General features: G+C 72.2%; 9 protein-coding genes. 7 read left to right on the top strand and 2 right to left on the bottom strand.

The annotated features are described in order from the left end of the window. The first annotated feature begins 3 nt into the window (after window positions 1-3). The 5 genes from glgA (at window position 4) to ABZ385_RS00450 (ending at window position 7,574) form a co-directional block, all read left to right on the top strand. Entirely contained in the window at window positions 4-1,218 is a 1,215-nt protein-coding gene (glgA, locus tag ABZ385_RS00470; RefSeq protein WP_358908835.1) for a glycogen synthase, read from the top strand. Between the two features lie 9 nt (window positions 1,219-1,227). After that, on the top strand, window positions 1,228-2,445 hold the full coding sequence (glgC, locus tag ABZ385_RS00465; protein ID WP_358908833.1) for a glucose-1-phosphate adenylyltransferase: 1,218 nt from the start codon (window positions 1,228-1,230) through the stop codon (window positions 2,443-2,445). A 158-nt stretch (window positions 2,446-2,603) separates the two neighbouring features. After that, entirely contained in the window at window positions 2,604-4,082 is a 1,479-nt protein-coding gene (locus ABZ385_RS00460) for an SDR family NAD(P)-dependent oxidoreductase (protein WP_358908831.1), read from the top strand. A 257-nt stretch (window positions 4,083-4,339) separates the two neighbouring features. Beyond that, window positions 4,340-4,513 (top strand): hypothetical protein, encoded by a 174-nt coding sequence (locus ABZ385_RS00455; RefSeq protein ID WP_358585063.1) that lies wholly within the window; start codon window positions 4,340-4,342, stop codon window positions 4,511-4,513. Window positions 4,514-4,838: 325 nt separating this feature from the next. Next, complete coding sequence (locus tag ABZ385_RS00450) at window positions 4,839-7,574, top strand: tetratricopeptide repeat protein (RefSeq protein ID WP_358908829.1); 2,736 nt, start codon at window positions 4,839-4,841, stop codon at window positions 7,572-7,574. Between the two features lie 180 nt (window positions 7,575-7,754). On the opposite strand, the gene ABZ385_RS00445 is transcribed toward ABZ385_RS00450, so the two are convergent. Then, the gene (locus tag ABZ385_RS00445; protein ID WP_358908827.1) at window positions 7,755-8,918 is read right to left on the bottom strand and encodes a glutamate--cysteine ligase; all 1,164 of its coding nucleotides are present in this window, start codon (window positions 8,916-8,918) and stop codon (window positions 7,755-7,757) included. Between the two features lie 142 nt (window positions 8,919-9,060). Beyond that, a complete protein-coding gene (locus ABZ385_RS00440) occupies window positions 9,061-10,077 on the bottom strand; it encodes a LacI family DNA-binding transcriptional regulator (protein WP_358585067.1) in 1,017 nt (338 codons plus the stop codon). 319 nt (window positions 10,078-10,396) lie between these two features. Here ABZ385_RS00440 and ABZ385_RS00435 point away from each other — a divergent pair, with 319 nt between their 5' ends. Together ABZ385_RS00435 and ABZ385_RS00430 are read left to right on the top strand one after the other, a co-directional pair. Next, window positions 10,397-11,695: an extracellular solute-binding protein gene (locus ABZ385_RS00435; RefSeq protein WP_358908826.1), complete on the top strand. Its 1,299-nt coding sequence runs from the start codon at window positions 10,397-10,399 to the stop codon at window positions 11,693-11,695. 141 nt (window positions 11,696-11,836) lie between these two features. Next, window positions 11,837-12,799: a sugar ABC transporter permease gene (locus tag ABZ385_RS00430; protein ID WP_358585070.1), complete on the top strand. Its 963-nt coding sequence runs from the start codon at window positions 11,837-11,839 to the stop codon at window positions 12,797-12,799. Window positions 12,800-12,864 lie beyond the last annotated feature (65 nt).

Genomic DNA, 12,864 nt, shown 5'->3' with positions numbered 1-12,864 from the left:
TCCGTGAAAGTGGGACTGCTCACCCGGGAGTACCCGCCCGACGTGTACGGCGGCGCGGGCGTCCATGTCGAGTTCCTGGCAAGGGAGTTACGCTCCCTCGTCGACCTCGACGTGCACTGCTGGGGCGACGGCGCGGGCGACGGAGTGCTGCGGCACCGGGCCTGGCCCGCCCTCGGCGACGCCAACGACGCGCTGCGCACCTTCTCCGTGGACCTCGCCATGGCCGCCGCGCTGGACGGCCGCGAACTGGTCCACTCCCACACCTGGTACGCCAACCTCGCGGGCCATCTCGGCAAGCTCCTGCACGGCGTCCCGCATGTGCTGACCGCCCACTCCCTGGAGCCCCTGCGCCCCTGGAAGGCCGAGCAACTGGGCGGCGGATACGCCCTTTCCCGCTGGGCCGAGCAGACCGCCGCCGAGTCCGCCGACGCGGTGATCGCGGTGTCCGGTGCCATGCGCGAGGACATCCTCGCCTGCTACCCCGCACTCGACCCGGCGAAGGTCCACGTCGTGCACAACGGCATCGACACCGGGCTGTACCGCCCCGACCCGGGCACGCACGTCCTGGAGCGGCTCGGCATCGACCCCGGGCGTCCCTATGTGCTGTTCGTCGGGCGCATCACCCGGCAGAAGGGCGTGCCCCACCTGCTGCGCGCCGCCCGCGCCCTGGACGACGGCGTCCAGCTCGTCCTGTGCGCAGGAGCGCCCGACACCCCCGAGACGGACGCCGAGTTCCGGCTCCTCTTCGAGGAGTTGAGCCGCGACCGCGCCGGCGTCCGATGGATCCCCGAGATGCTGCCCCGCCCCCAGGTGATCCAACTCCTCACGCACGCCACCGTGTTCGTCTGCCCCTCGGTGTACGAACCGCTGGGCATCGTCAACCTCGAGGCGATGGCGTGCGGCACAGCCGTCGTCGCCTCCCGGGTCGGCGGCATCCCCGAGGTCGTCCAGGACGGGGCGACAGGGCTGCTCGTCCCGTACGAGCCGAAGGACCCCGAAGGCTTCGAGCGTGATCTCGGGGTACTGCTGAACGAACTGGCCGGCGACCCCGGGCGGGCCGCGGCGATGGGAGCGGCCGGACGCCGCCGGGCCGAGGACGAGTTCGCCTGGGGCGCCGTGGCCCGGCGCACGGTGGAGGTGTACGAGGAGGTCCTGCGCGCCGGCGGGCGGCCCGACGGCCGACGGATCATCGGCGAGACCCATCAGGTCGACAGGTAGGAGACTGGGATGCGCGGTGGTCCTTCGGTGCTCGGCATCGTGCTCGCGGGCGGAGAGGGGAAGCGGCTGATGCCGCTCACCGCCGACCGGGCCAAACCGGCGGTCACGTTCGGCGGGACGTACCGCCTCGTGGACTTCGTCCTGTCCAACCTCGTCAACGCCGACATCCTGCGCGTGTGCGTCCTGACGCAGTACAAGTCGCACTCCCTGGACCGGCACGTGACGACGACGTGGCGCATGTCCAGCCTGCTCGGCAACTACGTCACCCCTGTGCCCGCCCAGCAACGCCTCGGCCCGCGCTGGTATTTGGGCAGCGCGGACGCGATCCTGCAGTCGCTCAACCTCGTCCACGACGAACAGCCCGACTACATCGCGGTGTTCGGCGCCGACCACGTCTACCGCATGGACCCGCGGCAGATGCTCCAGCAGCACATCGACAACGGCGCGGCGGTCACCGTCGCCGGCATCAGGGTGCCGCGCGCCGAGGCCTCTTCCTTCGGCATCATCACGCCCGCGCGCGACGGGACACGCGTCGAACGCTTCCTGGAGAAGCCCGCCGACCCGCCGGGCCTGCCGGACTCCCCGCACCAGGTCTTCGCCTCCATGGGCAACTACCTGTTCACCACGAAGACACTCGTCGACACGCTCCAGCAGGACGCCGAGGACGAGGAGTCGGCCCACGACATGGGCAGCTCCATCCTGCCCCTGCTCACCGAACGCGGCCTCGCCCAGGTGTACGACTTCGACGCCAACCACGTCCCCGGCGAGACCCTGCGCGACCACGGCTACTGGCGTGACGTCGGCACCCTGGACTCGTACTACGACGCCCACATGGACCTGATCTCCGACCAGCCCGTCTTCAACCTCGACAACCGGAACTGGCCCATCTACACCCACTCCAGCGGCCTGCCCCCCGCCAGGTTCTGCGCGGGCGGCATCGCGGGGGAGTCGATCGTCAGCCCGGGGTGCGTCATCCGCGGCCAGGTCACCCGCTCCGTCCTCTCGCCCGGTGTGACCATCGAGGAAGGCGCGGTCGTGCAGGGCTCGGTGCTGCACCACAACGTACGGGTGGGCCGGGGCGCGGTGGTCCGCGGCGCCGTCCTGGACAAGAACATCGACGTGCCGCCGGGCGCGACCATCGGCGTCAACCCGGAACGCGACGAGGAGCTGTACACGGTGTCGAAGGCCGGGGTGATCGCGCTGGGCAAGGGGCAGCGCGTCGAGTGAGCGTCCGCTGACCCTCGGTAGCGCCTGCGGCGGCCGTGTGCGGCGGGCGTGGCGGCACGGGTTTGGTGACCGGGCCCGGTGCTACGTAAAGTTCCGCTTTTGGAGCTTCCGCGGACGACCAGGGCGCCGCGGCACGGAATGACACGAGGGCAACGGCGATGACGGTGACAGACGAAAGCCAGGAGGAGACCGTCGCGTACGGTCCCGGCATCGACCCGGACCGTCTCGCCGTCTGCCTGAGCGTGCTCGACGAGCTGGACAAGCTGGACGTCGACCATCCCGACGCCATCGCGGTGCGCCGGGCGACGGCCGGGATCTACCGCACGGTCAAGCAGCGCCGCCGCCAGGAGCGCCGCGCCGCCAAGACCGCCCACGACCGGGCGGTCACCGAGGCCACCGCGACCGGTTCCGCCGACCGCATCGACGACGAGACGGCCGGCGTGCTGCCCTCCTCCTCGGCGCAGGGCGAGATCGCGGGGATACTCCAGCGCCCGCGTTCCTGCTACACCTGCAAGACGCGGTACGTCGAGGTCGACGCGTTCTACCACCAGCTCTGCCAGGCGTGCGCCGCCGAGAACCGCGCGCGCCGCGACGCCCGCACCGACCTGAGCGGCAAGCGCGCCCTGCTCACCGGCGGCCGCGCCAAGATCGGCATGTACATCGCGCTGCGGCTGCTGCGGGACGGCGCGCACACGACGATCACGACCCGCTTCCCGAGCGACGCGATCCGCCGCTTCAAGGCGATGCCCGACAGCGACGAGTGGATCCACCGGCTGAAGATCGTCGGCATCGACCTGCGCGACCCGGCCCAGGTCGTCGCGCTCGCCGAGTCGGTCGCCGCCGAGGGGCCCCTCGACGTACTGATCAACAACGCCGCGCAGACCGTACGCCGTTCCCCGCAGGCCTACAGCGAGCTGGTCGCCGCCGAGTCCGCGCCGCTGCCCGCCGGTGAGCTGCCGGCCTCCGAGGTGATCGGCACCTTCGGCTCGGGCGCCGTGGCCGCGCTGCCGGTCGTCGGGGGCGGCGCGCTGACCGCCGACGACGTCACCGGACTCGCTCTGGTCACCGGCTCGGCGTCCTTGGAGCGCATCGCGGCGGGTACGGCGATCGACGCGGGCGGCCTGGTGCCCGACCTGCACGACACCAACAGCTGGGTCCAGACCGTCGACGAGGTCGGCCCGGTCGAGCTGCTCGAAGTCCAGCTGTGCAACTCCACGGCGCCGTTCATCCTCATCAGCCACCTGCGTCCCGCCATGGCGGCGGCCGCCGCGGCGAACGACGAGGGCCGCGCCTACATCGTGAACGTCTCCGCCATGGAGGGCGTCTTCGGCCGCGGCTACAAGGGCGCGGGCCACCCGCACACCAACATGGCCAAGGCCGCCCTGAACATGCTGACGCGCACCAGCGCGCAGGAGATGTTCGAGAAGGACCGCATCCTGATGACGGCGGTCGACACCGGCTGGATCACCGACGAGCGCCCGCACCCCGACAAGATGCGCCTCGCGGAGGAGGGCTTCCACGCCCCGCTGGACCTGATCGACGGCGCGGCCCGGGTCTACGACCCGATCGTGCGCGGCCAGGCCGGCGAGGACCTGTACGGGGTCTTCCTCAAGGACTACGCGCCCGGCAAGTGGTAGCCGTCACAGCAGGTCGCGGCGTCCCTGGTCCGGGCCCCTTCCGCTGTCCGGAATTTGCCTGGTCTTGAGCTTCCATCGAGCACAGGCGCGCTCATTTGGTTAACCTGGGTCGAACGGGCGGCCACGAGGGATCCACAAGCATCCTTCGGCCGCCCCGGGGACAGGCCGGCGACCACGGCCGCGGTCCCGCCACATATCGGCGCCACCGCGACCGTACTGCCCTTGGCCTTCCCTTACGCGACACAAAGGAGTGCGCGGTGACACCAGAACTGACGAAGCACGAGAAACGACCGGCGGAACGCGGCGGCGAGCGGGCCGTGAGACCCCACAAGCTCCGCAACCTGGAGGCGTGGTCCAAGGCGGCCCCCATTCGCCTCGCGGGCTACGAGGACGACCTCGCCGAGCCCCACATCCTCCCCGGTATCGACTGACCGGCACCGCTCCGGTCCGTCCGCTTCGCCCAGCGCCCCCCGCCCCCACGGCGAGGGGCGCAGGCGCGTCCGGGCCCCTCTCCGGGGCCGGCGACCGGCCCGGACGGCCGTCCCCTCCACGGCCGTCCGCTGCCCGCCGCCATCTCCCGTCAGTACCCAGCGACCACCGGGTGATTCATGTGAACGCCACCTTCGCCCGCGGACGTCCCCTTGTTGCCGCCGCTTCCCGCCGGAGATGATGGGGCGTCCCGGACGGTGCGGGAACGCCCGCCCACGGAGACGACAGGGGCGTCATGGCCGGCAGAGATCAGCACGTCACGGGTTCGTGAACGCGTCCGCCGCCGAGGAGGGCGAGGAGTGGCGGGTCCGCGTCGAAGCGAGCGCCCACGACCAGTCCCGTGTGTACATGGCGGGGCGGGACCTGCACCACGTCACGTATGCCGCTCCCGCCCCGGTGACCGCGCTCCACACCTTGCCCCGGGATGTCGCGGCCTTCACCGGCCGGGATCAGGAACTGCGTTCGTTGCTGCGGGCCGCGGACCCGGGCGGGACGCGCGTGGTGAGTGTGCACACGGTGGACGGGATGCCGGGGGTCGGCAAGACCGCCCTGGTGACGCGGGCGGCCCACCTGCTGGCCGACCGCTTCCCCGACGGCCGGCTGTTCGTCGACCTGTACGGCCACACGCCGGGGCAGCCCGCCGCCGAACCGGCCGACGTTCTCGCGACGCTGCTGTACGGCGTCGGCGTCGCCCCCCAGTACCTCCCCGACGGCCTCCAGGCGCGCTCCGCCCTGTGGCGTGACCGGCTGGCCGGCAAACGGGTCCTGCTCGTGCTGGACAACGCCGTGGGCGCCGCGCAGGTCGAACCGCTCCTGCCGGCGTCCGACGGCTGCCTCGTCCTGGTCACGAGCCGCCGCCTACTGGCTCTGGACGGGGCCAGGCCGCTCTCCGTCGAGCCGCTGCCGCCCGACACCGCCGCCGCCCTGTTCACCCGGGTGGCTCGCCGCGCACTCGACGCGTCGAACGCCGGCGCGGTCGCGGAGGCGGTGCGTCTGTGCGGGTTCCTTCCCCTGGCCATCACCCTGCTGGGAGCACGGCTCGCCCACCACCCCGCCTGGCCTCTCGCGGCCTTCCTCGAAGAGTTCGCGGCCGCCCAGGACAGGCTGGGGGAACTGGAGGCGGGGGACCGCGCGGTGCGCGCCGCCTTCGACCTGTCCTACCTCGTGCTGCCCGCCGAGAGACAGCACCTGTTCCGCCGCCTGGGCCTGCACCCCGGGCCCGACCTGGACCTGCACGCCGCCGCCGCTCTCGGAGACCTTCCCCTGACCGTCGTACGCCGGCAGATGGAAGCCCTCTACGTCGATCACCTGGTCGAATCCCCCGCGCCGTACCGCTATCGCGCCCATGACCTCCTGCGCGCGTATGCCGCCACGCTGGCCGAGGGCGAGCCCCGCGCCGACCGGGCCCAGGCGTTGGAACGTCTCTTCGGCCACTACCGGCGTGCCGCCCACCGCGCGGATCAGAAGCTCACGACCACGCCGCGCCCCGGCGACAGCGGCCCTTCCGGCACGGGCGCGGAGCCACCGGCCTTCGGGAGCCGGGAACAGGCCCTGGCCTGGATGCGCACCGAACGCCCCAACCTGCTGGCCTGCGTCAAGAAAGGGCTCACCGGTCCGCGGCCCTCGGACGCCGTGTCGCTCACGCATCTCCTGGCGGCCTTTCTGCACCGGGAAGGACCCTGGCCGCAAGCAGTCGCGCTGCACCGGGCCGCGGCCACCGCCGCACGGGACCACGACCCCCACGACGAGGCGAACGCCCTGCGCGACCTCGGGCGCGCCCTGCAACTGACCGGCGACTACGCGGCCGCGGAACCCGCGCTGGCACAGGCGTTGGACCTTTTCCGCACCGCGCGCCACCCTCTCGGCGAGGCCAATACGCTGCGCGACCTCGGGTGGGTCAGACAGGTCACCGGGGACTACGCGGGCGCACAGCCCCTGTTGGAGCAGGCGCTGCGGCTGTACCGCGCGCAGCACAGCCGTCTCGGCGAGGCGAACACGCTGCGGACGCAGGGCTGGATCGGCCAGCTCACCGGCGACTACACCACCGCCACGGCCGTCCTGGCACGGGCGCTGCGCCTGTACCGGGCGCTGGGCGACCGCAACGGCGAGGCCAACACCCTGCACGATCTGGGGCGGTTGCGGCGGGCCACCGGGGACTACGAGGCCGCCGCCGAGTCGCTGGAAGAAGCCCTCGCCATCTTCCGCGCGCTGGGCACCCGGCTGGGCGAGACCAATACGCTGTGGGCCCTCAGCCGCGTACGGGAAATGACCGGCGACTACGCCTCAGCGGCCGGACTCCTGGAAGAAGCGCTCGCCCTGTACCGGGAGTTGAGCGCTCCCATCGGCGAGGCCCACGCCCTGCGCAACCTCGGCCAAGTGCGGCTGCTGACAGGGGAGTACGCGTCGGCCTCCGCCGTGCTGCACGAGGCGCTGCGGCTCTTCCGCTCCCTCGGCGCCCGGCACGGTCAGGCCAATGCCCTGCGCAGCCTCGGCCGGGTCCGGCTGCGCACCGGGGACCACGAGGAAGCGGCCGTCCTCTTGGCCGAGGCCCTCGCCCTGTACCGCGCGCTGGGAGCCCGCCCGGGCGAAGCCCACACCCTGCACGGCATCGGTGTGGCCCGCCACCGCAGGGGAAGCCTGGCCGAAGCCCTCGACCTGCTGGACCTGTCTCTCGGCCTGTTCAAGGGCATGGGAGATCCGCAGGGCGAGGCGGAGGTACTGAACAGCAGGGGAGCTCTTCTCGCCGAGACCGCGGGACCGCGCGCCGCGCTGGAGGCACATCTGGCGGCGTTGCGCCTGGCGCGCCTGGTGCGCAGCCCCTTGGACGAAGCGCACGCACTCGAAGGAGCGGCCCACTGCCGGGAGGTCGACGGCCGACGACAAGCCGCCCTCGCCGATCTGCGGCAGGCGGTGGCCATCTACACGCGGATCGGCGCCGCCGAAGCCGACGCCGCGGCCACCCGCCTGGCCGCCCTTGAGGCAGAGCGCCCCGACGGCGGCTGACTCCCCCTGGCCGCCGGCTGGGAGGGACGCCGGCGAGGACGCGCACCTGTTCGCGACCATGGCCGGTTACCACCCCGAGCCGCGCGGGACCTTCGACCGGCCGGCACGAGGCGGAGCCGCTCCTGCCGATCCTGGCCCACCTGCCGTGGCCGCCCGGCCCGCCCCGTCCGCCCGGGGGCGTCAGTTCGCCGCCGTCCGTTCGGTGCCGGGCAGCCTCGGCCGGTGCGAGGCGTCCGGCGTCCGGCCCGCGGCCGTGCGGGCGGCGAGGTCGTCGACGACCTCGCGCAGGCTGCCCCCGCGCGCGTGCACGGCGCGCTGGCGTTCGGCGCCGCCGCCGTGCGTGAGGAGGTGGCGCAGCACCGCCCGCACCCGGGGCAACTCGTGATGCTCCTCCAGGACCGGCCTGACGTGCTCCACAAGCCGTCTGACCTGGTGGGCGACCGGCACGAGCCGGTTGGTCCGCGGGTCCAGGCCCTGGCCGCCCAGACCGTCGCGGGCACAGCGCCAGTACGCGGCCCGCAGCAGCGCCTCCTCCATGGCGGGCCCGGGGTCGCCGCCCCGCACCCGCTCCAGGGCCCGCACGACCAGCGCCCGCACCAGCACCGCGAGGACCGCCGCCTCCTCGACGGTCGCGGGCACGTCCATCGCCCTGATCTCCACGGTGGGCAGATGCGCGCACGGCCGCACGTCCCAGTACAGGGAGCGTTCCCCGCGGGTCGCGCCGGCCTCCTGGAGCGAGACGGCCAGCGCGTCGTAGTGCGCGGCCGAGGAGAAGTAGGGCGGGGGACCGGCCACGGGCCAGCGCGCGGAGCCGAGCGTGCGCCAGCTGCAGTAGCCGCTGTCCCGCTCCTCCCAGAAGGGCGAGTTCGCCGAGAGCGCCACCAGGACGGGCAGCCAGGGCCGCAGATGATTGCCGACCAGGACGGCGGTCTCCCGGTCGGGGACCTGGACGTGCACGTGCAGCCCGCAGAAGGCGAAGGTGTCGTACAAGGAGCGGTACATCTCGAACTGGGGGAGGTAGTGCGGGTCGCCGTTGAGCGGTACCGGCGTGCGCATGCCCAGCAGCGGTGTGCCCGACGCGACGGGACGCAGGCCCTCCCGCGCCGCCGCGGCGACCAGGGCACCGCGCACCCGTCGCAGCTCGTCGCGGAGCCCGTCCAGGGTCCGGCAGGGGGGTGTCTTGCCCTCCACCTGGTACGCCGAGGCCTCACCCGACACCAGGTCCCCGAGCGCCGGCCTCGCGCGGGCCAGGACCAGGGGCGCCGCCGCGGCCACGGTGCGCTGCGAGGCGTCGACGAGGAAGTACTCCTCCTCGACACCGACGGTGGGGAAGTGGTCCGCCATGCGTCGTGTCCTTCCGCCGATGGGAGCGAGGCATGTTCGTCCACCTTCCTCGCCCGTGGGCCTTGCCGCGCGCCCGGTGCGGCCGGGCGCATGACCGGCCCCGGCCCGGGCGGCACTCCAGGATGACAGCGCCCGGGCGCGTTCACCCGCCCCGTACCGGCCCCGTGCTCTCCCGCTCGATGAGCCGCGGCAGCGGCACCTGCACGGTCGCCGCCGGCCCGTCGTCGAGGAGGGCCAGCAGCTCGCGGGCCGCGGTACGCCCGAACGCCACGGTGTCCCGGGACAGGGCCGTGAGCCACGGATGCACCATGCGGCACAGCGCCGAGTCCTCCCAGGCCACCACCGACACGTCGCCCGGCACGGTGAAACCCAGGGAGGCCGCGGCGGCGACCCCGGCCACGGCCATCACGTCGTTGTCGTACACCAGGGCCGTCGGCGGCTCGGCGGACCGCAGCACGCGCCGGGTCACGGCGGCGCCCTCGGCGTCGGAGTAGTCGGTCGGCACCGAACGCACCCCGGAAAGCCCCCGGCTCGCCGCCTCCGCGCGCAGGGTGCGGATGCGGCGCTCGGTGTGGGCGAGCCCCGCCAGGCCCGCGATGTGCACGATGCGGCGGTGGCCGAGCGCGTGGAGATGGCCCACGACCGACGCCATGGCCCCCGCGTCGTCCGCCCACACGGTCGACAGCCCCGGGTGGGCGGCGTCGGGGTCGGGCACGCCGCCCGTCACCACGGCGGGCAGCCCCAGTTCGTCCAGGAGCGCGGGCCGGGGGTCGTCCGTGCGCGGGTCCACCACCAGCACACCGTCCACCCGGTGCTCGGCCCACCACCGGCGGTACACCGCGCACTCGGCGGCCACGTCCTCCACCACCTGGAAGAGCAGCCCCAAGTGCCGCTCGGCCAGCACCTGTTGGACGCCGGAGATCAGCTGGAGGAAGAAGGAGTCGACGCCCAGGGTCGCCGCGGGCCGCGCCACGACCAGGCCGACCGTCGCCGACCCCTCGCCGGACAGGGCGCGCGCCGCCGTGCTGGGCCGCCAGCCGAGCTGCTCCGCGACCCTGCGCACCCGGTCGCGGGTGAGGTCCGAGACGCCGGGCCGGTCGTTGAGCGCGAAGGAGACGGCGCTCTCGGAGACCCCGGCGCGGCGCGCGATGTCCTTCATGGTGGGCCGGCGTGCCGGTGACCGCTTGCCTTGCACCCCTTGCCCCTTTCCTGGCGCCGCGTACAAAAGCGGCCACGCACTAAAGCGCTTGAGCGATCAGACCCTAAAGCGCATTAGTCCTTCACCGCAAGACAGTCAACGCACGTACCTGACCTGGCCTGTTGACGCACAGTTCGACGGATCTTCGATTTCGCCTCCCCGAATCCATTGACTTCGCGCCACGGTTGGATGCAGGGTCTGCCTCGGCGCCGATTGCCCGGCCTGGCCGGCCGCAGTCACCGCCGTCTCGCGCTGGGCCGAGCAAAGGAGCCGTTTCACCGTGCGTATCTCCCGTATTCCCCGCAGAGCGGTCGCCGCGGGCGCCGTCCTCGCCGTCCTGCTGCCGCTGAGCGCCTGTGGCGACGGCGACGACGGCGGTGGCTCCACGGACGCGTCGGGCAAGATCGAAGGCGAGATCACCTTCCAGACCTGGAACCTGAAGGCCAACTTCAAGCCCTACTTCGAGGGCCTCGTCGCCGAGTTCGAGGACAAGTACCCCGGCACCGACGTCAAGTGGATCGACCAGCCCGGCGAGGGCTACGCCGACAAGATCAGCGCCGACGCCGCCGCGGGCACCCTGCCCGACGTCGTGAACGTCTCGCCCGACCTGGTCGCCCCGCTCGCCAAGGCCGGCCTCGCGCTCGACCTCGACAAGGCCGCGGGCAAGTACGAGAAGGAGTACCTCCCCGGGGCCTGGAAGAGCCACCAGATACCGGGCACGGAGGGCACCTACGCCTTCCCGTGGTACCTCAACACCGGGCCGCTCTTCTACAACAAGCGCCTCTTCAAGGACGCGGGCCTGGACGAGAACAAGCCCCCGAAGACGTACGACCAGCTCTTCGACCAGGCGCTGCGGCTCGCGAAGAAGAGCGACGGCAAGGTGGCCACGCTCGCCAACGTCCCCACCATCGAGGACTTCGGGCGCTACGGCGTGCCCCTGATGAACGAGGAAGGCACCGGCTTCGCGTTCAACGACGCCAAGGGTGTCGAACTGCTCACCCGGTACAAGAAGTTGTACGACGCCAAGGCGCTGGACGGGCAGGCGCTGACCGCGACCCCGGAGTCCACCGGCAAGAAGTTCCTCACCGAGGCCGTGGCGATGAACCCCGGCAGCGCCCTGGACCTGGAGAAGTTCAAGAAGGACGCCCCGAAGCTCTACAAGAACATCGGCATCACCCCGCAGATCAGCAACACCGGCAAGGACAACATGTACGTCATGGGCGTCATGGTCAACGCCCGCACCAAGCAGACGCCGGCCGCCGTCGCCTTCGCGCACTTCGTCACCGACGCCGAGCACCAGATGGAGTTCGCCAAGAAGGTCGCGATCTTCCCCAGCACGCGGGGCTCCCTCGACGACCCCTACTTCACCCGGCAGGACGGCAAGGAGGAGACTCGGGTCCGCGTCGCCGCCGCGAAGTCCATCAAGACCGCGGTGAATTACACGCCGGTCCTGTTCAGCGAGCAGATGAAGGTCGAGCTGCGCAACTCCGTCGCCAAGGCGCTCCAGGGCAAGGAAAGCCCCCGGGAAGCGCTTGACAACGCTGTCAAGAACTGTGACCGACTGCTGAAGCAGAGCTGAGCGCCGGCGCCGTGCCGAGCCGCGACCAAGGGGGCGTCGGCGCCGTGCCGAGCCACGACCAAGGGGGCGTCGGCGCGCCGTGCCGAGCCAGGACCAGAGAACGTCGGCGCCGTGCCGGGCCATGAGCAGGGATCATCAGCCATGAAGACCACCACAGCCACCGGACTGCCGGGCGCGGGCCGCCGCGCCCCAGGGGCGGCCGACGGGCGGCCCACCGGCCGCCGTTCCGCCCGGATCAGACGACAACTCCCCACCAGCCCCTGGCTGTTCGCCGCCCCCGGGCTCGCGGTCGTCGCCGTCTTCAGCCTCTACCCGTTCGTCAGCACCCTGAACAACTCCTTCACCGACAAGAGGACGTTGATCCCCGGCGAGTACGTGGGCCTCGCCAACTTCCGTGAGCTGCTGCACGACGACATGTTCTGGATCGGCCTGCGCAACAGCACGCTGTACGTCCTCGTGGTCGTCCCCGCCCTCGTCCTGCTGCCGCTGCTGCTCGCGATGCTCGTCCAGAAGCACATCCCCGGCATCACCTTCTTCCGCTCCGCCTTCTACACCCCGGTGGTCGCCTCCATCGTCGTCGTCGGCCTGATCTGGGTGTGGATGCTGGACGAGCGGGGGCTGGTCAACGCGGTCCTGGAGGCGGTGGGCGTCGGCAAGGTCGGCTTCCTCGACGACCAGTGGCTGCTGCTGTTCAGCGCCATGGCCGTCACGGTCTGGAAGGGCCTCGGCTATTACATGATCATTTACCTGGCGGCGCTCGCCAACGTGCCGCGTGAGCTGCACGAGGCGGCGGCGGTCGACGGCGCGGGGGCGGTACGCCGCTTCTTCAGCGTCACCGTGCCCGCCGTGCGCTCCACCATGGTGCTCGTCGGCGCGCTCTCCGCGGTCGCCGCCTTCAAGGTGTTCTCCGAGGTGTACCTGATGGCGGGGCCCACCGGCGGCCCCGCGGGCGAGGACACCACGCTGGTGATGCTCGTGCAGCGCACGGGCACCGGCCTGACCGGACGGGTCGGCTACGCCTCCGCGATCTCGGTGGTCGTCTTCGCCGTCACCGTCGTGCTCATGCTGCTCGTGCTGCGGGCGGACCGGAAGGAGGACGCGTGAGCACCACCGAGAAGCTTCCCGCGGCGGTGGCGGCGGTGGCGGCGGCGGAGGAGCGTGCGCCGCGT

Source organism: Streptomyces sp. NPDC005898 (genome assembly GCF_040629635.1).
Taxonomy (GTDB): domain Bacteria; phylum Actinomycetota; class Actinomycetes; order Streptomycetales; family Streptomycetaceae; genus Streptomyces.
This window is presented reverse-complemented; position numbering and strand designations above follow the sequence as displayed.

Bases quoted from the DNA above. Each gene is read 5' to 3' on its own strand.
- ABZ385_RS00440 (WP_358585067.1), bottom strand. From the start codon at position 10,077: ATGAAGGACATCGCGCGCCGCGCCGGGGTCTCCGAGAGCGCCGTCTCC.
- ABZ385_RS00430 (WP_358585070.1), top strand. From the start codon at position 11,837: ATGAAGACCACCACAGCCACCGGACTGCCGGGCGCGGGCCGCCGCGCC.
- glgC (WP_358908833.1), top strand. From the start codon at position 1,228: ATGCGCGGTGGTCCTTCGGTGCTCGGCATCGTGCTCGCGGGCGGAGAG.
- ABZ385_RS00445 (WP_358908827.1), bottom strand. From the start codon at position 8,918: ATGGCGGACCACTTCCCCACCGTCGGTGTCGAGGAGGAGTACTTCCTC.
- ABZ385_RS00460 (WP_358908831.1), top strand. From the start codon at position 2,604: ATGACGGTGACAGACGAAAGCCAGGAGGAGACCGTCGCGTACGGTCCC.